A 22,580-nucleotide genomic window follows, 5' to 3' on the forward strand; every position below is an offset into this window, starting at 1 on the left:
TTTAGATATTATTGAATCGTTTCTTTCACTTCGCCGCAGGTCAGCATCTGATCGCCGAAATAGGGATTCTGAATGGCTTTATCGCTGCTCAGCCAGTAAGCACCTTTATCATTCATCGCCATCGGGCAGAAGTCGACATACAGCTGACCCCTACTCAACCCGGATTTCTTTGCGAGGGAAATAAAATCATTGCTTAAAGCCGAAAACGCTATCCGTTGTGTTGCGATGTCTGCGGTAGCGGTGATTTTTGCAGCGCCGGCGCCTATAGCTTCACCACCTGTTATCTCGCTGGCGCCGGTTTCAATAGCGTTACCGGCAAGGCGCGCTGCTTTCACATCTCCCTTAACCAGGGCAGCAGACAGCAGCACATAATGCTGATACACGGCATGCAGCTTATCATCTTTCAATTGTACAATCGCAGGGGAAGGTGCTATTGTTTCATGTTGACTGGTGGAGTCCTGTTCCTTAGTTACAGGATTGTTGTTGCCGCATGCGGCCAGGAAAATCAGCGCCGCCAGCGGAGCTACCGTAAATTTTACAAATTGTTTCATGGCTGTTTGTTTTTTATACAGATATTTTTAATGTCCCATACCAGGCATTCCCGCCATCGGGTCGGCGCCTTTTTTAAGGATATATTCGGAGTACAATAAATAAGCGCCGGTAATCACCACTGTATCTCCTGCTACCAGGCCATGCGTAATTTCCACGTCGTCGAAATTTTCCATACCGGTGCTTACCACGCGCGGTTCAAATTTTCCGCGGGTTTTCTGAATCCATACATGCGCGCCTTTACCATCGCGGATTACCGCATCTGCCGGCAGGCTTAACACGTTGCCTTTGCTGGTAACCGGTAATAAGATGTTTGCCTGTAAACCTGGCTGCCAGCGGTTATCCGGGTTGGGAACGGTACCCCGCACCTGCATCAGCTGACTGCCGCTTTGCAACGACGGATTGATAAACTGCACCGTCATGGTTTGTGGCTCATTTTCCCAGCCGGCAATGATCACCTTTACCGGTTGTCCTACCTGTACAGCAGCTGCTTCTGCAGGATACAGATCGGCTTCCACCCAAAGCTGGCTATATCCTTCCAGGCGCATCACTTCGCCGCCTTCGTTTACATACTGCCCTTCTGTGGCGGTAAGCCCGGATACCACCCCGCTAACTGTTGCCGGGTAAGTAACATAAGGGTTTACCTTCCCTGATTGTACCAGCCGGCTGATGTCACCAGCTGACTGATCATATAACACCAGCTTTTGCCGTGCGGCCTTTTCTATCTGCTGAAAACGCGCATCATCCGGGAACTGTGTTACCTGTGCTACGGCCAGCAGGTATTCCTGTTGAAGGCTCGCCAGCTGCTCTGAATATATTTTATACAAGGGCTGGCCCTTGCTTACCTTTACGCCCGTTTCCCTTACATACAATGCCTCAATACGGCCTGCTACCCTGCTGGAAATAACGGCCGACTTTTCAGGATCTGTTACCAGTCTGCCGTTCAGCTGCCTGAAGTTGGATAAAGCACCGGCGCCCACCACCATTGTCGTGATGTTGGCCAGCGCCATCTGGTTTTCACCCAGCATAAGCGATGCTTCTTTATTATTTTTATCAAATGGCACCAGGTCCATACCACAAACAGGACAGGTACCCGGCTTGTTCTGCACTATTTGCGGATGCATAGGGCAGGTATAGGTTTGCACCTTTTCCTCTCCTGCCTGTTTCTTACCTGCATCCTTACAGGCGGCCAGCAATACTACCGGTGCAAGTGAAACAAACGCCACTGCCTTTAAAAAACTTTTCCTTTCCATATTGCTTTAATGATCAGTTTTAATAAAACTCTCGCTGTCTACCAGGTAAGCTGCATTAGCGGCTACTTTCCAGTTACCGATGTCAGTGATTACCTGGATCATGTCTTTCGTTACCACACCCGTTTTCACGGTAACGGGAACATATACTTCCTTCTCCTTCCTGAAAACAACAGATTGATTACCCAAACGCCACACCGCTTGTTTTGGCAGCCACCATCCTTCGGTATAAACAACAGGAACATTTGCATACAGTAATTGTCCTACCCGGAAATCATTATTCTCCAGGTATACCCTTGCCAGCGTAAAGTTCACGCCATCGCGGAACACGGGCTCTATCAAACCAATACTTCCCGATTGCATGGCCGTATCATTATTGGCGGGGAAAAATAACAACCGCTGGCCGCGTTTGATCCTGGCTGCCAGTGGCATCGGAAAAGCAAATTCGGCAACGAGGGCTTTGGCCTGGTAAATGGTAAAAAGCGACTGACCCGCATTTACATACTGTCCTTCGCGTAACAGCACAGGAGCAGCCACCGGAGCCGCCGGAGCAGGCGCCGCTGTTGCCGTTGCTTCGCCACCCATACCGCCCATACCATCCGGGGAAGCAGCAGGCGAAGACGGCGCAGCCACCGGACCCGCAGCCGTTTTTTCCAGTATATAACCATCGCTGTTACTGTAAACAGGAATACGATAAAAGATATTACCGGTTGTAAGCACCTCGTTAATTTGTGCCGGTTGCATACCCAGCAGTTGTAACCGCTGCTTTGCTCCCGCCAGCATCTCCCGGCTGTTATGTGCTACATAGAGTAACTCTCTTTGCGCCGCCGCCAGATCAGGAGAATATACCTCCATGATCAGCTGGCCTTTCCGCACCGGCTGATAGTTATATTTTATCAGCAAGCGCTCTATCCGTCCGCCAACCCTGCTGGCAATACTGGTTTGGTTGCGGGTATCATACGTAATGACACCATTTACTTCCGACGCATAAATGCGGGTGCCTCCCTCCGGTTGAATAGCGGGGATAGCCGCAATTACCTGTGCATTCACCGGCTTTGTAAGCCTGGCAATGCTACTATCTACGGCCTGCTCATCATGCACAGCCTGCCTATTGTGAGCTGCTTTATCCGCTTTGCCTTTGCAGGCGGACAATCCGGCCGCCACTGCAAACGCAGGGAAGAATATTTTAACGATATAACTGTTTCTCATAATCCACTATCATTTCATAGAGTTTTAATTTCTCATCCAGTACGTTCAACTGCATCATGGTGAGCGCTTCCCAGGAGTCGATCACGTTGGACAACGCCAGCTTGTTTTCCTGGTAATTCAGAAAGTTGGCATCCAGCGTTTGACGCAGCGCAGGAATAATCTTTTCTTCCATTGCCTCCACGCGTTGCTGCATCGACTGTATTTCAAACTGCATACCATACAGCATTCCCTGTGTTTCCTGGAGCATCGCCGCCCGCTCCTTTTCCATCGCCTCCACATTATACTGCATGGATTTTACACCTGATTTGTACATCCTGGACGACCACGGCGCTATCGGGATACTGATCATTCCCATCGCGCTGAAAGCCCTGGGCATCATGGCATCCAAAGGACGCATATGATCAAAGCGCACTTTGAAATCGGGTTTCTTCTCCCGCTTCATACTATTAATGTTCAGCTGCATGGAACGGATACTTTCGTCCATCTTTACCACATCCTTCCTCGCGGAAGCAAGAGACGCCGTGTCGTAGGAGGCAGCCACTTCAAACACCGGCCGGTAAGTAGTGTCAATATCAAATGCCTGGTTGCCGGGCGCATTCATCAGGCTGTTGAGCCACGACCTTGCCTTTGCAATGGCGCCTTCCTGCATGCGGATCATGTTGTGATTATCCTCGATCTTTGCAGTGGCTTTAAACACCGCGCCGAGCTGCGACTGGTTATACGGATAGCGCACTTCCTCAATCTTTTTCATGGTCACCATGATCTTCTCATTTTCCCGCAATACCCCAATACGCTGTTTGGCAACGATCCAGTTAAAATAAAGACGTTTAGCCTGTGCCTTCAGATCATTCAGCGTAATATCCCTGGTGGCCAGTTCAATATTTCCCTGGGAGGCGATGTATTTTTTTTTTTGCATTCAGTTTGGCGGGATTAGGAATATCCTGTTCCAGCTGCAGCATCAGGCTGCCTTTGTCCCTGTCGTCCATCACCTGCTGGCCCGGATAAGGCGTCATAAACGTTCCGACGCCTACCATCGGCGCCATCCAGGCCGTGGCTGCATCAGCGCTGTACTTGTAACTTTCTGCTTTCAGACCGTATGACTGTAACAGGATATTGTGCTGATCCACCCTTTGCAGGATGGTATCCAGCCGCAATACAGGCGCCTGCTGTGCGGCCAGTGTTATGGGTGCGCAAAGCGCTGTTATCAGTATATATTTAATGATGTACTTCATGAATTTCTATTTTTCCGTACTTGCGTAATTCATATTCCTTCGACAATAAAAAGATCAGCGGTGTTACCAGCAGGATGTGTGTGGAAGAAGTAAGCACACCGCCAATCATCGGCAGCACTATTGGCTTCATCACATCTGTGCCTACACCGGAAGCCCAAAGAACGGGCACCAGTCCGAACAGCGATACGCATACCGTCATCAGCTTGGGCCGTAAACGTTTGGCGGCGCCGTGAATCACGGCCAGCCGCAGGTCTTCCGGGGTAATTGTTTCCGAAGAATTGCCTTTCTCTTTCACCAGTTGCTGCATGGCGTCATTTAAATAAATAACCATTACAATCCCGGTTTCTACGGCAATACCAAACAAGGCAATGAAACCTACCGCCACTGCCACCGATAAATTCACGCCCCAGAAATAGATCATGTAGGCGCCGCCAATCAGGGCAAACGGTACGGTAATAAGACTAAGGAATGCTTCCCGGATAGAATTAAATGCGAAATACAGGGAAAAGAAAATGATCACTAATACAATGGGGGCAATCCACATCAATGTTTGCTGGCCACGGATCAGGTTTTCATACTGTCCGCTCCACTCCAGGTAATATCCTTGCGGCAGTATGCCTTTGGCCTTACTCATCTTATCTATTGCCTCACTCACGGTACCTCCGAGATCACGGCCACGCACATTAAATAAAACAGCCCCGCGAAGCATGGCGTTTTCTGAAGAGATCATTGGCGGCCCATCCGCAAATTTCACATCTGCTACAGCGGATAAAGGCACTTCGCCAAAAGATGCGGACATGAGCGGGATGCGTTTAATCCGTTCAACGCTGTTGCGATAGTCCTGCGCCAGCCGCACGCTGATGGAAAACCGCTGCCGGCCTTCCACCGTATTACCTACGGGAGCGCCGCCCAGCGCAAATTCCACCGTTTGGTTCACCTCATCTACATTCAGCCCATAACGCGCCAGGTCCTGCCGGCGCACATCAATATCCAGGTACTTACCGCCGGTAACTGGTTCTACATACAGATCCATGATACCAGGCGTACCTTCCAGGGCCATCTTCACGCGTTCAGATACCACCGCAATACTATCCAGGTGCTGCCCATATACCTTCACGCCTACGTCTGTACGGATACCGGTAGCCAGCATGTTTATGCGGTTAATAATCGGTTGCGTCCAGCCATTCACCACACCGGGGATCTGTAACTTTGTATCCAGCTCATTGATGATGTCCTGCTTCGTTTTGCCTTCCCGCCATTTCGCTTTTGGTTTCAGCATGATGATGGTTTCAATCATGCTCATAGGAGAATTGTCGGTAGCCGTGCTGGCGCGTCCGGCCTTTCCTAAAACCTTGTCCACTTCCGGAACAGATTTAATGATCTTATCCTGCACCTGTAAAATGCGTTTCACTTCTCCGTTGGAAATATCCGGCAGTGTTACGGGCATAAACAAAATGCTTTGCTCATCCAGCGGTGGCATAAATTCGCTACCAAGACTTTTAAGCAGCGGGATAGTAATCACCAGCGCGATGATATTGATAGCGATGGTCGTTTTCCGCCACTTCAGCACTCCTTTTATGATGGGCTCATAAATTCTTTCCAACACCCGGTTTACCGGGTTATCATGATCCGGCCTGAATTTTCCTTTCATAAAGAAGGAGATCAGCACGGGCGCCAGTGTAATTACCAGCAGCGCATCCACGATCATGATAAAAGTTTTGGTATAAGCCAGCGGGTGAAACAGCTTACCCTCCTGCCCTGTCAGCATAAATACCGGCAGGAACGAAGTAATAATAATGATGGTCGCAAAAAATACCCCACGGGATACCTGCTTACTCGACTTCTCTATTATCTTTAACCGCTCTTCTTCAGATATCCATTGCGGTGATTTTTTAAATATATTCTTCAGCCAGTTCATAGTTACTTGGTTTTTTGTTCGCCCTGCCACTGCGCATACCTTTCTGCCAGGTGTTTATAGGCATTTTCACTCATGATAATTCCATTGTCTACAATAACCCCGATAGCCAGCGCAATACCTGTGAGCGACATGATGTTGGAAGAAATGCCAAAAGCATTCAGCAGGATAAAACTTGCGGCCAGGGTAACGGGGATCTGTATAATGATGCTAAGGGCGCTGCGCCAGTGAAAAAGGAAGATGATCACCACAACAGATACCACCGCCATTTCTTCAATAAGGGTATGTTTAATGGAATCCACGGATTCTTTGATGAGTGCTCCCCTGTCGTACACGATGTCAAACTTCACTCCATCGGGAAAGCCTTTGGCCACTTCCTGCATTTTTATCTTCACCTTATCAATCACCTCTGCAGCGTTTTCACCATAACGCATTACTACGATACCGCCCACACGCTCTCCTTGTCCGTCCTGGTCGAAGACGCCCAGCCTGGTTTCCCCGGTCATCTGAACAGCGGCAACATCTGATATCTTTACAGGAATACTGTTCTGCGTTTTAACGGGTATATTCTCTATTTCAGCCACTGACTTTAAGTAGCCGGATGTTTTAATGATATAACCAATATCACTTAGCTCAAATTTGCGGCCGCCGGATTCATTGTTATTCGTACGAATGGCATTCATTACTTCTGCCACGGAGAGCTTATAATAAAGGAGCTTATTGGGATCTACGGTAACCTGGTACTGCTTCTGAAAACCACCGAAAGAGGCAATTTCACTGACACCTGCTACATTTTGCAGGGCGAATTTCACGTACCAGTCCTGCAATGCGCGTTGCTCACCCAGGTCCATACCCGGCGCATCCAATGTGTACCAGAGTATATGTCCCACGCCGGTACCATCGGGGCCCAGTTGCGGCGTTACGCCTGTTGGCAATGTCCTGGAAACGGTACTTAATCTTTCCAGTACTCTTTCCCTGGCCCAGTAAATATCTACGTTATCATTAAAAATGATGTAGATAAAACTCATTCCAAACATAGACGTACCGCGTACATACTTAATTTTGGGAAGACCCTGCAGGTTAGTCACCAGCGGATAAGTGACCTGGTCTTCGATCAGCTGTGGTCCCCGGCCCATCCATTCCGTAAATACAATCACCTGGTTTTCGGATAAATCCGGGATGGCGTCAATGGGGTTCTTTTTCACGGCAACAATGCCCCAGGCAAACATAGCCGCCGCCATTACCAGCACAATAAAGCGGTTGCGCAATGACCATTCTATAATACGATGTACCATATCTCTTTCTATAAATCTTTATGCAGTTACTTTCCCGGCAGGTATAAAACAGGCCGCTGCAATCGTATGGCAATGGCGCAATTCATAAACCGGTAAGTTTATTTCTCAATAAATTATGTGGTAAGATAAAGGCGTGTGAATGCTGTATGGTAATAGCATACGCCGGAGGAAGCGGGGTATCAGATCAGGAAGCTACAGTTAAATATATGCGTGGGTATTTTATTACTTCGCGGTGGCGCATGGGTAGCCGGATATTCTTCCGCTATGGACAGCACATGCACCGGGTGATGCTCAAAAAAAGACAGGGGAGCCACCAGCATAGCTACCTGGTTAAAATGAAAGGCATGTTCGGCGGCTTTCTGGTCCTTTTCCAGCTTTACCGTTTTGTGTTCATCCCTGCAACATTTTTTGGCACATGACTTACTATGACCAGTACTACACTGGTTGCAGGGCTTCACTTCTCCATGCCATAATGCCACCTCTACCAGCTTTCCCATGCAGTAGTGCATGTGGAAAGTAGCGCCGGTAGATGAGCCGGCATACAGGAAAGCTAATATGAGTGCAAGCGCCTTTTTCATGCTGTAACAAAAGTAGCGGTAACCGCCCGGTTGATTGTTATATAATTTTGTGTTTGTTTTATATTTTAACCGGAAAGAAGTTTGCTTCGGGGAGCGGCAACCTTTTTTTTGCAGTCCGTGATGATCTTAAGCAACGGGATTCTAAGGCCCAGCGGGCTATTTACAATAATTTACAAAGTTTACATTTTAATTTACAATCCTAATCCTTCAAGCGGAAAGGATTAAAGTAGTTTCGCTGTATCAAACTTTTATATGAAAAATAAAAGAGATGCCCTAAGCGGATATGATTTATCAGGAGATAGATCTATGTTAATTAAAACTACAAAAAATATGAAAAAAGCTATTTATGCACTGATCTTACCGCTGGTTGTGGTAGGCGGATTAGTATTTGCCAATCGCGAAATCAAAAATGAAAATTCTAAAAAACCAACCCCCAGGCCACCCTCTGCTGCAGAAATGAAAGCGGAATTGAGAAAATGGGAGGCTACCCCTGCTGGTATAATGTTCAAAAAATGGCAAACGTCTCCCGACGGTAAAAAAGTGCTTGCCGGCGCTGCTAAAATAGGGAAGCCTGTAAATGCTTTTACCAATATGGAGGCTGTTATAACCTCCCTTTCTCTTCCGCCAGGCTCACGATTAGGTTTCGGAGTGATGGTCAGGATTGATGGGGTCGATTATATTCTTAGTTTTGGGCCGAAACAGCCTGATGAATTTCAGCAATTGCATAGCCTGAAAGTTAACGACAAAATAATTATAAGAAGCCATAATGTATCGTACGCCCCCAAGTATTCATATCCAATAGTATCGGGCGACTATATAGAACGGGATAGTAAAATAATTTATGAACGTCCTCCCAACAAAGGTGGTTGCTGAGTACTTCATCGGGCCTGAAGGTCTTCGCGGCCTTCAGGCTTTTTTTATTGGCAGGCTGAATACAGCGGAAGCAGCAGCAGGCTATTGTTTCCACGGTGTGAGGGGGTTTCCGCATTATCCTATCTCCACCGTCACATCACCTGTAAGAGGAAAGCTCTGGCAAAGAAGCACCATTCCCTCGTCCACCTCCTGTTGCCTGAGCGCATAATTACCAAGCATTTTCACCTTTCCGGCAGTAACCTTTGCGGCGCAAATGCCGCAGGTACCTCCCTTGCAGGAATATGGCAGGGGAATCCTGTCTTCCAGCGCTGCTTCAAGGATCGTTTTACCGGCAGCCACCTCCAGCAGGTTACACTGTTCATAAAAATGCAGCAGTACTTCCTGTGCCGGTACTACTTCTTCCTCTTTAACGGGTTCCGGGGAAAACCACTCCATAAAAATATGCTCCGCCGGTACCTGCAACGCTTCCAGCATTTCATGCTGCATTTTCATTAAGCCTGTGGGCCCGCAGATAAAATAGTGAACCGCATCCAGAGGGTCGCCTACCGCCTGTTGAATAAGCTTCCGCGTTACCAGTTTACTCAGCCTGCCCCTAATAAAATCCGGGGAGGCCGCTTCTTCATAAACTGATATCACATGATGAACGTTGATCCGTTCCCGGTAGTGCTCCTGCCATAATGCAATGTCATTTCTGAATATAATTTCATCCGGCGTGCGGCTGGCGTAAATAAGGGTAACACGGGTATCGGGATACTGGCCGATCACGGATCTGGCAATGGCATACAAGGGCGTGATACCACTTCCACCCGCCAGCAGCACAAGATGCTTCGCCTGATGGGTATTGTGTGCAGGCGTAAATGAGCCATAGGGGCCGGACACAGACCAGTGCGTGATGGCTGATGCCTTGTCGGCAATATAATTGCTCATAACACCTCCCGCTACTCTTTTTACCGTGATGGCAGGTTGTTTGTCCCTGCCATATACGGAACTTAGAGAATAAGACCTTGTAACAGCGGCGCCATTGATTGTTAAAGTAATATTGATAAACTGTCCTGGTTTATATATAAACGGCTGGCCGCCGGTATCAAATTGTATGGTTACTGTTGATGCAGTTTCCCGGATAATACCGGCGGTGCGCCAGATCTGTACATTATTCATGTTTCCTGATGATTTATTTTAAAGACGCGCCGCTTTCAAACGCAAACTGTTACTCACTACACTTACAGAACTGAGGGCCATAGCCGCGCCTGCAATCATCGGGTCTAACAAAAATCCGTTGACCGGGAACAAAACACCGGCAGCAACCGGGATACCGATGATATTATAGATGAAGGCCCAGAAGAGGTTCTGTTTAATAGTGCTCACGGTTTTGCGCGACAGCTTCAGTGCTTTGGGAATACTGTTCAGATCAGAAGTGATCAGCGTCATTTTGGCCACATCCATCGCAATGTCCGAGCCTTTGCCCATTGCAATACTTACATCTGCCTGGGCCAGCGCCTGTGAGTCGTTGATACCATCGCCCACCATCGCTACTACTTTTCCGGATTGCTGCAGTTCTTTTACAAAGTCAGCTTTGTAGGAAGGAAGCACTTCTGCTTTATAATGTTTCAGTCCTACTTTCCTGGCTACAGCTGCGGCTGTGTGGGTGTTGTCGCCGGTAAGCATATATACTTCAATACCGTCTTTTTGTAAGGAGGCAATGGCTTCCCTGGAGGTTTCCTTTATTTTATCGGCGATAGCGATTATCGCCAGCAGCTGCTTGCCTGCCGCAAAATAGATCACCGTTTTGGCATCTTCCTGCAATGCGGCGGCCTGTGTTGCCAGCTGCGGCTCAACAGCAATATGGTTTTCATCCATCAGCTTGCGGTTACCTACCAGGTAAACGGTTTGTTCAAAAGTTCCCTGCACCCCTTTACCGGTGAGGCTTTCAAAGCCTGACAACTGAACGGGCGTTGCGCCGCCGTCTTTCAGATATGCTACCACGGCTTCTGCCAGCGGGTGTTCGGATTGCTGTTCAAGGGAATACAATACTGATCCGGATGTGCTATTGGCGGTTGTATGCCAGATGAGATCGGTTACCACCGGTTTACCTTCTGTGATGGTACCGGTTTTGTCGAGGATGATGGCGTTTACTTTATGCGCCAGCTCCAGGCTTTCCGCATCCTTGATAAGGATATTATTTTCCGCGCCTTTACCTACGCCTACCATGATAGCGGTGGGCGTTGCGAGTCCTAATGCACATGGGCAGGCGATCACCAATACTGTTACCGAAGTAAGCAGCGCATGAGTGAAAGCATTATCACCGCCCAACACCATCCAGGAAACGAAGGTGAGGATAGCAATACCTATTACCACCGGTACAAAGATACCGGCGATCTTGTCTACCAGCTTCTGAACCGGCGCCTTGCTGCCCTGTGCTTCCTGCACCATTTTGATAATCTGCGCCAGGAGTGTGTCTGCGCCTACTTTCTCGGCCCGGAAGCGGAAGCTTCCTTTCTGGTTAATAGTACCTGCAAATACTGCGTCGCCGGTATGTTTAGCCACTGGTACCGGCTCACCGGTGATCATGCTTTCATCCACATAAGAGGCGCCATCTGCTAACTTTCCATCCACCGGGATTTTTTCGCCCGGCTTTACCAGCAGCAGGTCCTGCACTTTTACCTCAGAAACAGGAATTTCACGGGTGTTGCCGGCTTCGTCTACCAGCAGCACTGTTTTGGGTTGCAGGCCGATGAGTTTTTTTATGGCAGATGAGGTATTGGATTTAGCTTTTTCTTCCAGCAGTTTACCCAGCGAGATAAATGCTATCACCACAGCAGCTGCTTCAAAATATACATGCGCATGCAATCCGCGCTGATGCCAGAACTCAGGGTATATGGTGTTAAAAGCACTGAACAACCAGGCGATACCGGTACTCAACGCTACCAGTGTATCCATGTTGGCTTTGCGGTGCCTGGCCTGTTTCCAGGCATTGATAAAGAAGTTCCGGCCCAGGAAAAATACCACTGGTGTGGCAAGCGCCATCATGATCCAGTTACCATACGGCATATTCATAAAGAACATCCCGATAATAACGATGGGAAGCGATAACACCGATGCCCAGATGGTGCGCTGCTTCACCTCCCGGTAGTGCCGCTGCTGCGCTTCTTCCTTTACCTCATCCTGGTTTTCCTTGTCAATCACCAGGTCGTATCCCACTGACCGGACGCTGCTTTGCAGCATGGCAGGGGTAACAGTGGCATGATCATATTGTACCCAGGCGGTTTGATTGGCGAAGTTAACGCCGGCATCCTGTACGCCGGGCACCGATTTCAGCATGGATTCCACGCTAACAGCGCATGCGGCACAGGTCATTTCCAATACGGGAAAGGTTTCTTTTGTAGTGCCGGCTTTGTGTTTCCTGGTGGCTGTTGATTCCTGTTGTAGTGATATAGCTGATGACATATACTGCTGATTTTTTACAAAGCTACGCTGCGGTGTGGGCACGGGCGTTACACTATTCAAGGGGAATTGTATATAATTTTAAGACTGGTGACCGGGGTGATGGGTCAGGGCTTGCTTTGATTTCCTGATTTCTTTAAAATGAGAGGTATTGAGGCCGGTTTGATCTTTAAACTGCCTGGAAAGATGGGCGCCGCTGCTATAACCCAGTTTAAAGGCAATGTCTGACAGGGTTTCATCAGAATAAACCAGTAATTCCTTTACCTTCTCCACACGGTATTCTTTAATATATTTCTCCAGGGTAATTCCTTCTGCTTCTGAAAAAATATTGCTGATGACTGCATAATCCTTATTCAGCGTACGGGATACTATATCTGAAAACTTAAAATTATCCGGGAAATCATAAGATCCGCCATATACTTTATCTACCAGGGATCTAACGTCTCTTACCAGTTTGGTCTTTTTATCTTCCAGCAGGGTGAAACCCAGCGGGGCCAGTTTCTCCCGGATGGCGTCCATATCCGGTTCAGATAATGCAGACACCGTGGTAATTTGTCCCAGCGTAATACCGGTTACCGGTATCTGCAGCTCATGCAGCGCCTCTCTCACGGCGAGAATACACCTGTCGCAAACCATTCCTTTGATAAATATTTTATAGGCACTTAGCATATATCCGGTATTTGAGCTATGCGAAGTTCAGCTATTCCATCAGCAGCGGTATTATACAATTCAGGGGAATGTTTATATAATTATAATTTACTGTTTATAGATGTATTCCAGTGCTTCATCTTTATTATCAATAAAATTTAAAGAACTATAGGTAATTCCTTTATCAGGCATTAAGGCGCCTTTTTTTCCTTTCCAGTTTTCCCAATACCTTGTTGAATAACCGATCACGATTTTTGTATTTGGCAGCCTGAATCCGCGCACTTCTCCATAGTGGTTGATGTTGCCGCTGGTCATTTGCCCAACCAGGATGGCATTGGTATATCTTTTAAATTCAATGGCATTCATTAAAGCGGAAGAAAAAGTTTGCTTCCCGATGAGCACATAAAAATGGTTCTTCTTATTTAAATAGCTATGTTTAATGCTGTCGATGAAAGGCTCCAGCACACCGGAATTACCGCCACTGTTAAACCGGAGGTCAATAATAATTTTATCGGGATGCCGGCTGTTTATTTTTGAAAACAGTTCTTCATTAAACTGTGTGAATGGATGCTGCTCATCATCTATGCAATGAACAAAGTTGAAATAGACCGTTTTCTTTGTTGAGTCATACGCATACCAATAGTCTTTTTCGGGTTCCCTGTAGGGCAACATGGCGCCGTATTGGGGGGACAGTGTCAGATTCAGGCTGTCTTTATTAACGGCGTAAAGTGTTACCTGGCGGGTTTCTCCGTTGCGGCTTTGCAATGTAAATTCCGCGCTTTTATCTGAGTTTAGGACGCCCAGTCCTTTGAGAAAAGAAGGGTTATTCAGAAACTGTTGCTCATAGATCTCAAAATAGGATTGATTGTCGGCCTTAATTACTTCTTTAAACTTCCGGTTAATTTCATCGATGGGGTGCCCGTTAATGGCAGTTAGTTTAGATAAGAGAGCAGATGATTGCTGAGGATCAATACCGGTAACAAATATGCCGTCGTCGAATGAGGTGAATTTTATGGGCAAAGCCAGCGTAAACTGAGGCTCAATCCGCGTATGCTCGTCGCCGATGGACACGTTTAACCTGAAAAGCTCCACCATGAAGGTTTCCTCATTCAGGGTGTCAATTTTTCCGGCTATCCGGGCAACTTTATTTTCAAATTCTGTTTTGGTGATTTTGTTATACAGATTTTTGTGCTTTACCGGGAGGGTATCCCTGTAGTACATTAAGTCTTCCAGCAGTTGTTTTTTTGACAGATTTTGTGAGAAGGCGTCATTGGAAATTAAAATCAACAGGCCGGATATGAAGGCAAGGTACTTTTTCATTTAGTGCTTTTTTACGCAGGTATTTGACAATATACGTACAAAGGTTTGTGTTTATTATGCACGGCGGGCTTAAAATACAGGCATCTTGTCTTGTTCCTTAATTACTACATTTGTATTTAAACGATATCCGGCATGGAAGAAAATAAACAGCACTGGGAAAATGTTTACAACACCAAAACGCCTTCGGAAGTAAGCTGGACACAGGATGTACCACAAACTTCCCTCGATTTCATTCTCCCGGGAAACTTTCCGAAAACAGCGGCCATTATTGACATCGGCGGCGGCGACAGTAAACTGGCCGACTTCCTGCTGGAAGCAGGATTTACCAATATTACCGTGTTGGACATTTCGGCCAAAGCATTGGAAAGAGCGCAACAACGGCTGGGTGAAAAAGCGGGTCTTGTTAAATGGATCGTGCAGGACATTACCACCTTTCAGCCAACTACAACTTACGACATATGGCACGACCGCGCTACGTTTCATTTCCTCACTGCGCCGGAACAGATTGACCGGTACTTACATATCGCCCGGCAAAATATCAATGCCCGCGGCTATGCCATTATAGGCACCTTTTCCACTGATGGTCCCGAAAAATGCAGCGGTCTTCCTATAAAACAATATGACGAGGATACCCTGACGGCCCGGTTCAGCAACGGCTTTGAGAAGATAAAGTGTATCACTGAAAACCATGTAACGCCATTTAATACCACGCAACATTTCCTGTTTTGCTCATTTAAACGGATCCGCTAGGCTTTCAATTTCTGCCGCTCCGACAGCTTGCCATATTTCAGGTGGTATTCCTTCGGGCTCATATCCACCTGCCGGCGGAAAACTTTCCGGAAGAAGCTGATATCTTCGTAACCGCATTGCAGCGCCACGTTTTCAATACTCTCACGGGTATTTTCCAACAGCTTTTTTGCTGCTTCAATACGCACCCGCTGCAGGTATTCCAGCGGGGTATTGCCCGTTGCCTGCCGGAAGCGGCGGATGAAATTCCGGACGCTCATGTGATGGTCGCCGGCCAGCTTTTCGAGGATGATTGCTTCCTGGTAGTTGGCCTCGATGAATTGCTGAATCTTTTTTATCGGGTCATCCACATGATCGTGCTGGAAACGGAACACGGAAAAGGCCAGCTGTGAATCCTCATGTGTATTGATCATTAATATTTTTGACGCCATCACGGCTTCCTGGTGACCTATTAATTTTTCTATCAGGTAGATCATAAAGGTGGTGAAACTAAACGCGCCTCCGCAGGAATACACCGCCCCTTCGTCTACAATAATCTTATCGTCCTGCACGCTGATAGCCGGATAACGCTGCTGAAACCGGTCTGCGAACAACCAGTTGGTGGTAGCTTTTTTGCCGTTCAGCAAGCCTGTTTCTGCCAGCAGGAAAGCGCCCACGCAGATGCTTGCGAGGTCGGCGCCTTTGTGGCGTTGCTGCTTCAGCCATGCGATCAGCCGGCCTTCGCGGCCAATCACTTCATCGATCTTATCATAGCGCATGGCAGGAATAATAATTAGGCGGTACCGGTCGCGCGGACTGAGCTGCTGCGCCTCGCTGCTCCCCATCGGCCTCCGGGTGAACTGCCCATCTGCTTCGGTAATAAAATCGATCCCGATATCTTCCTTTAACGGTTTACCGGTTACCAATGGGTACATCCGCTTAAGCCCGCCCCAGATATCAGCGGGGCCGGTCACGCATGTTGGAACGGCGTCTTTATAATCAAGAATAGCGATACGCAAGAGAATTCTTTTGCATTAAAGATATGGCAATATTGCCTTCTTTTTTGTCATTTCCGCCACTTACTTCCTCCCGGAAGGATGACTACTTTTATGATGTAATAAGAAACCGGCGATAGCCGGGTATACATCACCTGATAAATCTCAATATTATGACAACAACCATCAATACCACACTGACAACCCAGGAAGTAGCAACCCGGTTCAACGAGCTGGCCCAACAGGAAAAATGGTTTGAAATCCAGGACGAATTTTTTGCAGATAATGTAAGAAGCGTTGACCCGGCCCATTCGCCCTATTTTGGCTATGCAGAAGGCAAAGCGGCGGTTCACAAAAAAGGGAAGGACTTTGTATCAAAAATCCGGGAAGTTCACGGCGCTTCTACCACCCCACCCGTTGTTGGCGGCAATTATTTTTCCGTAGGCCGGTGTATGGATGTTACCGTAGAGGGATTGGGAAGAATACAACTCGATGAGATCATGTTATATGAAGTGAAAGACGGACAGATTATACTGGAGCAATTCTTCTATTAGAAAATATAATATCAGTCCAGTATCCGCATCCGGTAGGCATTCATAGCGGTAGTGCCGAGCTTTGTAACCAGGCGGTAATTGACCACTATGCCCACAGCCGCGCCCACTACGGGAAGCAGCTGCCCCATCTTGGCGAGGTCTATATGATCACGGTATTCAATCTGAAAACGCTGCCAGTCGAAACTGTGAATGTCTTCCGGCAACTGGCGGCTTTTCTCTTTCCAGTCCACAATATTCTCATACACATTGCGCCGGTGTTCCTGGCTGCTGAAAGCCAGCTGGAAAATATAGAGGATGTACAACCGTTCCTTATAATCTTTTACATCAAAACCATAAAAGGTGGCGATGTCAAAAAGCAATTTCAGTTTCATGCCAAGCAGTATCGGGAAATCGGCAAGGCCCCATAAAAAGCCGCCGGCGCCGGTAAGGCCGCCCTCAGCCGCGGCTGTTTTCCGGTAAAAGTCCACCCGGCGAAGCACCGCTTCTTCCATATCATATAACGAAGCAAAAACAGGCTGGTTAGGTACGGTGTACATAGCACCGAACAACACCCCCCTCACCATTTGTTTAATGGTAACGGTAATAGCATCATGTACTTTCTGCGGAATAATGCGGTTAATACGGGACTGTACCGATCTGGACAACCGGTCTGCGAGGGAAGGCCGGCCCTGCATCTTATGCTGCCAGATCTCCAGTTCTACTTTCATCCGTTGTTCATATAACATAACCGAAATTACAAAAAAGAAAACAGCCGGCAGTTACCCATTTTTCCTACTGTGGTCACAAAATAAATACAAATGATAATTTCGATCCTATAGAAATTAATTTGTACCGTAGGAGGAAACACCGTGGGAGAAAATATCTTCTTTAAAAAACGGCGAATACTGGGTTACCTTTATGGGCGGCAGCGGTGGTATCCACGATGGCAGCGTAGGCGTATTTAATGCAAAAACAAATGATCTGATCAAAACGGTATCAGGATCAATAGGTGATGATCCGGATAAGTTTATTATGTACCAAAATGGTATTCTGTTTTTGAACATATGCCGGAGTCTATTGAGGGAACCTTTGGCAGCGCGAATTTATGCATCATTAAATTAAGGTATCGGTATAATATCGGATGCCACTGTGCTTTCAGGTCCATGAAGCCTGCTTTAGACGCACTAAAGAAACACGCTGCACGAATCGGAGAAGGATTTCATCACAAAAGCAGTTGGATTAAGTGCATCCAACTGTGCATCCAACTGCTTAATAATCAATTTTGGATTCAAATCGAAAACAGCCTCTCAGCGCATAATCAATTGAAGAATTTACAAAACCTTTTCTTCAAGCTTTTGTATTCTTTCGTTTAACTGTAAAATATACAATGCTTGTTCCTCTATTTTCTTCAATAATATACCATTCATTTCCGCTATATTAATCCCCTTATCCTTAATTTCGATTTCAGATGGAACGCCAGGCAAATGATTATTCTCTGCAATAAAGGACGAAAGCTCCTGCAATGATGGTAATTTATATCCATTGCTAAAAACATAGTCAGGCCAAGTTCCAAATAACTGTATCTGCACTTTTTCTGCTATAATTCCCCCATTTACGGCTAGCATATACCCTCCAGGTACCTTTGTGGTATTCATCGCAATTGCGTTCGTACCGGCTTTGATTACCATTGCTGGTTTTGCTACATTAGGGTTATTACCTTGCCAAAAATAAAAATCGCGAACCGGAAAACTGCCGTTACTATTGGTCCAAATAAAGCCTCCTGGAAGAGGAGCTCCCCATGTTGTTGTTGCAATTCCCATTGCCACATAGGGTGACCTTGTAACATCCGAGTTTTCAAAAAAATCAGTGACCGAATTAACACCATTTTGACCACGTGGCACTACCCTCATAGTATTATTTGGCTGATTACCTCCTGCAACAAGACTGCCTTCAACATTCAACATTCCGGTGATTCTGTGGTTTCCAGACAATGTGGTTTCTTGCGCGTATGAGATATAAAATGAAATAAGGAGAACAGCAAGAAAAAATATTATTTTCATACGAGTACAGATAATTGAAATAGTAATAATTATTAACTAATAGTTTTTGGTTTAACAATGAATACAAAATGATTTGGGCTACGGAGAAATGATTATTAGTTCTGAAATACATAATTTACTGCCACAGTCAATCCTGATGACTCATATTAAGGTTGCAAACATATTCAATACATTCATACTTACCAATAACATTTAAGTGTGAACACAATGTACAATCATATTATTCTCTTCAGCACTCCTTACCTTATTAGATAAATTAATAACAACTCCGATCTCTATTCTTCTCCTTCAACTAACACTATCATGCTATTTGTCTGAATTAGCGTATTTGCTATGTTTGCAGCATAAATAATGAGAATGTTGTAATTACCTGTGGTGGCCCATATTCATTTTTGTAGCAAAATGTCTCACTTATAAGTATCCTCATTTTTGTTTTGTTGTTAACATTAAGCTTATTATTCCTTTCCAGATTCAATTTTCACTATCAAATGTTTTATATATTTAATTATCACCTGAATGGTTTAGTTTATCTCCTATATCCTGTATCTGCAATTAGAACTACCTAATATTCTGAAATGTACAGCCTAGAAATTTTACTTGAACTAAATTGAAGGCTACAATCCTTATCGGGCAATCATGTCTTTTCATTAGTTCCATCCACATGATAACTATTGGAATCATAATCTATAAATTAAAAATCTTCTTAAAGCATACCAACCCTGTGATTGTAATATTCATAGTTAACGTTCAAGGGGCTCCCGTAATTTCTAAAAACTAGACTTGTATGAAATGCGCCTATATAAAATTGGCTTTTTGTTTTACCTTGTTCTGTATAAGTTTCAATTGTCTATCTCCGGTATTGGCCCAGGATGCAAACATTCTTGTTAATCCAAATATTTACTCTCCGCAAGTATCAGGTCTCGGGGAATTCGGACAAATTCCAGTATCACTATTCAATGGACAGGCATCCCTTTCTATTCCCTTATACACCTTAAAGTATAAGGACATGGAGGTGCCATTTTCACTAGACTATAATACTTCTGGTAATCGTGTTGATAACTTTAGAAGTTGGGTGGGACTTGGGTGGACGTTATCGGTTGGTGGCTCTATTATCAGGCAAACTAATGGCTATACCTTTGATGAAGCCTCTTTTGGGTATTTTAGTAGTTTAACAAAATTTGATGATCCAAATTGGAAAACTAAACCAGACTTAGGATATGATGGACCAGACGAATTTGTTTTTAATTTCTTAGGCTTTACAGGAAGCTTCTATAAAGACCACAAAGGTAATTGGCAGATAAAGTCTAAGGACAATTACAATTTCAAAATTGAATGTATTATCCAAGACAATGTCGTGCTTCCAGAAAATCAAAGCGGAACCTGGTCCACAACATTTGTACACGCAATTACTTCCTTTATAATTACTACTATGGATGGAACCAAGTATACGTTTGGTGGTTCACAAGAAGCAATTGAATATACAAGATCCTGCGGCCTTGGACAGCTTCCATATGCAGAACCAGCCGTTATTGTTCCTAATGCCTGGAACTTGGTGAAAATTCAAAATCAAAAAGGAAATATAAAATTCAAGTACAAAAGAGAGCTCCATGTTTCTGCAATGAATTATTCCGAAATTTATCTTGACCCGAATGCTCTTGTTAATAATCCTTCAATTTCAGATGCTAAAGATCAGAATTTAGCAAAGATCTATGGGAACTATGTATCGTTTTTAACTGAAATTGAAGCAGACCAACTGTCAACAATTACATTTAATAAATCAACAAGTTCAGATAGACCATATTCCCCAATACTTCCTGCATGGAGGCAAATGACTACCACAGATCCTAATACAGGAGCAGTTGAATACACAATGATGAGTTTTGGATTAGGAGGTCAAATGTCGTCAATTCTAGGTGAGTTTTGGAAGCTTGATAATATTCAAATCAAAACTATTGGACAAGCTGAAGACGATTTCATAAAGTTTGATTACATTATGAACAATCAGGAAAGATTGAAGCTTCAAAAAATCACTATTTTTCCTTCCTTAACCACAAGTGCATATACTTATGATCTCGAATACAACCCCTTAAAACTTCCCCCTTATTTGAGCGGACAAGAAGATCATTGGGGATTCTATAATGGCAAGAATTTTTGGAACGGAGCACAATCAAGAGAAGCAGTTGTCCCGAATTTAGCTGCTTACTATAGTTCCCGCGAGCCCAATTCAGCATTCCTAGAGGCTGAGATGCTCACAAAAATAAAGTATCCAACTGGTGGATCTACAGAATTGTACTATGAGCCTCATCAATATAGTACATTAGTTCATCAATATCCTATTTCAGTCGAAACATTAACATCAAATAAGATTGCAGGAGGCCTACGGATAAAAAAAATAGTAAATAGGGATGGTGTGACTGCCCAGCCAGTAATCAGAGAGTTCTTCTATTTAAAGAATTATCTATCCGGAGGCATTTTATCAAGTGGGGTTGTTTCAGGACTACCCATTTATTATGAAAGTGGGACCACAAAATTGGGAAATACCATTTACCAGTTCTATCGATTTTCCAGTAACCCTATTAATTATCTCAATCATACAAATGGCAATCATGTTACTTACTCGGAAGTCGTAGAGAAGACCCCTGATGGCGGATATATTTATTATAAGTATAGTAACCATGATAATGGTTATGCCGATAAGGCCGCGTTTAGGACAACCATTCACTCTAATACATATGATAACCCCATGTCTATTGCATATAATAAAACATTCGGCAAACTGGACCTGGAAAGAGGGTTATTACTCAAAACTGAGACATACGATAAAAACAAATTACGTCTCCGTGCAGAAATCATGGAGTACAACAATGATCCTGGCAGGTATGAAAAATATGTAAGATCATACCTCAATGAATTACGTATGGGTGGAGTATCTACATCAGCAACATTCCCGATTTTTACTTTCTGGCCATATCTTAAGAGCAAAACTGAGTATGATTATGACGCAAGTGGAAATGCTATGTCAAAAACCACCATCTATAATTATGATGAGACTTACAGACTATTAACCTATTCATCTTTCCTCAATAGTGAATATAGGCCCACTACAACTTACTATAAGTATCCAAAGGATTATGCAGGTATTCCGGTCTACGATGAAATGATAAGAAGAAATATGATTTCAAATGTTATTGAGTCAAGAGTTGAAAAGAGTATGGTATCATATCCTCCATCTCAACAAACGGCCTTAGCTCCAAATGATCTCGCTGCATCTAAATCCGGATTTCCAGATAGTATGAATGTGAGCCTGACGACATCCTACAGTTTCCCTAAAACAGATACAATTAACCATAGTACTGTAAGGTCGCTTGCAGATATTCCCTCTCCAGTCGAAATTCTTGAGCCCGCCGTGCTTTCAATCACTCGCAATAACTATAGTTTTTGGAACTCAAACAATCATATTTTGCCTCAAAGTGTACAAAAATCTATTGGCAATAACAATTTACAAACTATTGTCAGATACGAAAAATATGATGAGTATGCAAACTTAGTCCAATCCAGAACAAAAAATGGCGTACTAACAACTTATTTATGGGGCTATAATCATATGTTTCCAGTAGCTGAAATAAATGGTACTGACTATGAGACATCAAGATACATACCGAGTCAACTTGTCTTGGAGAATTTGGGGGATTTTAGTGGAGATAACGCAATTATGGCGGAATTGAATAAACTTAGAACTGCGCTGCCAAAAGCATTGATAAAAACTTACACCTATAGACTAGGATCCGGAATGTCGCAGGAAATTAATACCCAAGGAAAAAGTACATACTACTTCTATGACAAGTTCCATAGACTTTTATACTCTAAGGATCATAATCTGAACATTCAAAAGGTATATGAGTATAAGTATAGACTTTCCATTCAACAATAACCCCAATATCTTTAAGATTATTTAG

At 45.0% G+C, this 22,580-nt stretch carries 19 protein-coding genes; 4 read left to right on the forward strand and 15 right to left on the reverse strand.

The features are described 5' to 3' along the window. Nucleotides 1-8 precede the first annotated feature (8 nt). The 8 genes from PV783_RS33840 to PV783_RS33875 all read right to left on the reverse strand — a co-directional run bounded on the left by PV783_RS33840 (nt 9) and on the right by PV783_RS33875 (nt 8,028). Entirely contained in the window at nt 9-551 is a 543-nt protein-coding gene (locus PV783_RS33840) for a DUF3347 domain-containing protein (protein WP_420991130.1), read from the reverse strand. Between the two features lie 27 nt (nt 552-578). Further along, nucleotides 579-1,802, reverse strand: a complete 1,224-nt coding sequence (locus tag PV783_RS33845) for an efflux RND transporter periplasmic adaptor subunit (protein ID WP_420991131.1) — start codon at nt 1,800-1,802, stop codon at nt 579-581. Nucleotides 1,803-1,808: 6 nt separating this feature from the next. Further along, nucleotides 1,809-3,008: an efflux RND transporter periplasmic adaptor subunit gene (locus PV783_RS33850; RefSeq protein ID WP_420991132.1), complete on the reverse strand. Its 1,200-nt coding sequence runs from the start codon at nt 3,006-3,008 to the stop codon at nt 1,809-1,811. Then, nucleotides 2,986-3,924 (reverse strand): TolC family protein, encoded by a 939-nt coding sequence (locus PV783_RS33855; protein WP_420991133.1) that lies wholly within the window; start codon nt 3,922-3,924, stop codon nt 2,986-2,988. Before PV783_RS33855 ends, PV783_RS33850 begins: the two co-directional genes overlap by 23 nt. After that, nucleotides 3,884-4,240, reverse strand: coding sequence for a hypothetical protein (locus tag PV783_RS33860; protein ID WP_420991134.1), 357 nt, complete (start codon nt 4,238-4,240; stop codon nt 3,884-3,886). Before PV783_RS33860 ends, PV783_RS33855 begins: the two co-directional genes overlap by 41 nt. Then, a complete protein-coding gene (locus PV783_RS33865) occupies nt 4,224-6,158 on the reverse strand; it encodes an efflux RND transporter permease subunit (protein ID WP_420991135.1) in 1,935 nt (644 codons plus the stop codon). Before PV783_RS33865 ends, PV783_RS33860 begins: the two co-directional genes overlap by 17 nt. Nucleotides 6,159-6,160: 2 nt before the next feature. Then, nucleotides 6,161-7,450, reverse strand: a complete 1,290-nt coding sequence (locus tag PV783_RS33870; protein WP_420991136.1) for an efflux RND transporter permease subunit — start codon at nt 7,448-7,450, stop codon at nt 6,161-6,163. Nucleotides 7,451-7,629: 179 nt separating this feature from the next. Then, a complete protein-coding gene (locus PV783_RS33875; protein WP_420991137.1) occupies nt 7,630-8,028 on the reverse strand; it encodes an HYC_CC_PP family protein in 399 nt (132 codons plus the stop codon). 252 nt (nt 8,029-8,280) lie between these two features. On the opposite strand from PV783_RS33875, the gene PV783_RS33880 reads away from it, so the two are divergent. Then, entirely contained in the window at nt 8,281-8,901 is a 621-nt protein-coding gene (locus PV783_RS33880) for a hypothetical protein (RefSeq protein ID WP_420991138.1), read from the forward strand. Between the two features lie 114 nt (nt 8,902-9,015). Here the strand turns inward: PV783_RS33880 and PV783_RS33885 are convergent, their stop codons facing one another. From PV783_RS33885 to PV783_RS33900, 4 genes are all read right to left on the reverse strand, one after another. Beyond that, nucleotides 9,016-10,059 carry a 2Fe-2S iron-sulfur cluster-binding protein gene (locus tag PV783_RS33885; RefSeq protein WP_420991139.1) on the reverse strand — a complete coding sequence of 348 codons (1,044 nt, stop codon included), beginning with the start codon at nt 10,057-10,059 and terminating at the stop codon, nt 9,016-9,018. 18 nt (nt 10,060-10,077) lie between these two features. After that, on the reverse strand, nt 10,078-12,345 hold the full coding sequence (locus PV783_RS33890; protein WP_420991140.1) for a heavy metal translocating P-type ATPase: 2,268 nt from the start codon (nt 12,343-12,345) through the stop codon (nt 10,078-10,080). Between the two features lie 78 nt (nt 12,346-12,423). Next, nucleotides 12,424-13,011, reverse strand: coding sequence for a helix-turn-helix domain-containing protein (locus tag PV783_RS33895; protein ID WP_420991141.1), 588 nt, complete (start codon nt 13,009-13,011; stop codon nt 12,424-12,426). Between the two features lie 87 nt (nt 13,012-13,098). Further along, nucleotides 13,099-14,310, reverse strand: a complete 1,212-nt coding sequence (locus tag PV783_RS33900) for a hypothetical protein (protein WP_420991142.1) — start codon at nt 14,308-14,310, stop codon at nt 13,099-13,101. Between the two features lie 132 nt (nt 14,311-14,442). On the opposite strand from PV783_RS33900, the gene PV783_RS33905 reads away from it, so the two are divergent. Next, the gene (locus PV783_RS33905) at nt 14,443-15,060 is read left to right on the forward strand and encodes a class I SAM-dependent methyltransferase (protein WP_420991143.1); all 618 of its coding nucleotides are present in this window, start codon (nt 14,443-14,445) and stop codon (nt 15,058-15,060) included. On the opposite strand, the gene PV783_RS33910 is transcribed toward PV783_RS33905, so the two are convergent. Beyond that, nucleotides 15,057-16,055: a GlxA family transcriptional regulator gene (locus PV783_RS33910; RefSeq protein WP_420991144.1), complete on the reverse strand. Its 999-nt coding sequence runs from the start codon at nt 16,053-16,055 to the stop codon at nt 15,057-15,059. The two genes, PV783_RS33905 and PV783_RS33910, sit on opposite strands and share 4 nt — an antisense overlap. 149 nt (nt 16,056-16,204) lie before the next feature. On the opposite strand from PV783_RS33910, the gene PV783_RS33915 reads away from it, so the two are divergent. Then, nucleotides 16,205-16,585: a SnoaL-like domain-containing protein gene (locus PV783_RS33915; protein WP_420991145.1), complete on the forward strand. Its 381-nt coding sequence runs from the start codon at nt 16,205-16,207 to the stop codon at nt 16,583-16,585. 11 nt (nt 16,586-16,596) lie between these two features. Here PV783_RS33915 and PV783_RS33920 read toward each other — a convergent pair whose 3' ends face one another. Both PV783_RS33920 and PV783_RS33925 read right to left on the reverse strand, forming a co-directional pair. Next, nucleotides 16,597-17,310, reverse strand: coding sequence for an EcsC family protein (locus PV783_RS33920; RefSeq protein WP_420991146.1), 714 nt, complete (start codon nt 17,308-17,310; stop codon nt 16,597-16,599). A 585-nt stretch (nt 17,311-17,895) separates the two neighbouring features. Then, a complete protein-coding gene (locus PV783_RS33925) occupies nt 17,896-18,624 on the reverse strand; it encodes a hypothetical protein (protein WP_420991147.1) in 729 nt (242 codons plus the stop codon). Between the two features lie 784 nt (nt 18,625-19,408). Between PV783_RS33925 and PV783_RS33930 the strand changes: the two genes are divergently transcribed. After that, the gene (locus PV783_RS33930; RefSeq protein WP_420991148.1) at nt 19,409-22,555 is read left to right on the forward strand and encodes a hypothetical protein; all 3,147 of its coding nucleotides are present in this window, start codon (nt 19,409-19,411) and stop codon (nt 22,553-22,555) included. Nucleotides 22,556-22,580 lie beyond the last annotated feature (25 nt).

Origin of the sequence: Chitinophaga sp. CC14 (assembly GCF_048957795.1) — a bacterium.
Lineage (GTDB): Bacteria > Bacteroidota > Bacteroidia > Chitinophagales > Chitinophagaceae > Chitinophaga > Chitinophaga ginsengisegetis.

What these genes read in the sequence shown, in the direction of transcription:
- PV783_RS33840 (WP_420991130.1), bottom strand. Translation starts at nt 551, where the DNA reads ATGAAACAATTTGTAAAATTTACGGTAGCTCCGCTGGCGGCGCTGATT.
- PV783_RS33850 (WP_420991132.1), bottom strand. Translation starts at nt 3,008, where the DNA reads ATGAGAAACAGTTATATCGTTAAAATATTCTTCCCTGCGTTTGCAGTG.
- PV783_RS33925 (WP_420991147.1), bottom strand. Translation starts at nt 18,624, where the DNA reads ATGAAAATAATATTTTTTCTTGCTGTTCTCCTTATTTCATTTTATATC.
- PV783_RS33865 (WP_420991135.1), bottom strand. Translation starts at nt 6,158, where the DNA reads ATGAACTGGCTGAAGAATATATTTAAAAAATCACCGCAATGGATATCT.
- PV783_RS33930 (WP_420991148.1), top strand. Translation starts at nt 19,409, where the DNA reads ATGAAATGCGCCTATATAAAATTGGCTTTTTGTTTTACCTTGTTCTGT.
- PV783_RS33875 (WP_420991137.1), bottom strand. Translation starts at nt 8,028, where the DNA reads ATGAAAAAGGCGCTTGCACTCATATTAGCTTTCCTGTATGCCGGCTCA.
- PV783_RS33890 (WP_420991140.1), bottom strand. Translation starts at nt 12,345, where the DNA reads ATGTCATCAGCTATATCACTACAACAGGAATCAACAGCCACCAGGAAA.
- PV783_RS33920 (WP_420991146.1), bottom strand. Translation starts at nt 17,310, where the DNA reads ATGTTATATGAACAACGGATGAAAGTAGAACTGGAGATCTGGCAGCAT.
- PV783_RS33900 (WP_420991142.1), bottom strand. Translation starts at nt 14,310, where the DNA reads ATGAAAAAGTACCTTGCCTTCATATCCGGCCTGTTGATTTTAATTTCC.
- PV783_RS33905 (WP_420991143.1), top strand. Translation starts at nt 14,443, where the DNA reads ATGGAAGAAAATAAACAGCACTGGGAAAATGTTTACAACACCAAAACG.
- PV783_RS33895 (WP_420991141.1), bottom strand. Translation starts at nt 13,011, where the DNA reads ATGCTAAGTGCCTATAAAATATTTATCAAAGGAATGGTTTGCGACAGG.
- PV783_RS33845 (WP_420991131.1), bottom strand. Translation starts at nt 1,802, where the DNA reads ATGGAAAGGAAAAGTTTTTTAAAGGCAGTGGCGTTTGTTTCACTTGCA.
- PV783_RS33855 (WP_420991133.1), bottom strand. Translation starts at nt 3,924, where the DNA reads ATGCAAAAAAAAAAATACATCGCCTCCCAGGGAAATATTGAACTGGCC.
- PV783_RS33870 (WP_420991136.1), bottom strand. Translation starts at nt 7,450, where the DNA reads ATGGTACATCGTATTATAGAATGGTCATTGCGCAACCGCTTTATTGTG.
- PV783_RS33885 (WP_420991139.1), bottom strand. Translation starts at nt 10,059, where the DNA reads ATGAATAATGTACAGATCTGGCGCACCGCCGGTATTATCCGGGAAACT.
- PV783_RS33880 (WP_420991138.1), top strand. Translation starts at nt 8,281, where the DNA reads ATGAAAAATAAAAGAGATGCCCTAAGCGGATATGATTTATCAGGAGAT.
- PV783_RS33860 (WP_420991134.1), bottom strand. Translation starts at nt 4,240, where the DNA reads ATGAAGTACATCATTAAATATATACTGATAACAGCGCTTTGCGCACCC.
- PV783_RS33915 (WP_420991145.1), top strand. Translation starts at nt 16,205, where the DNA reads ATGACAACAACCATCAATACCACACTGACAACCCAGGAAGTAGCAACC.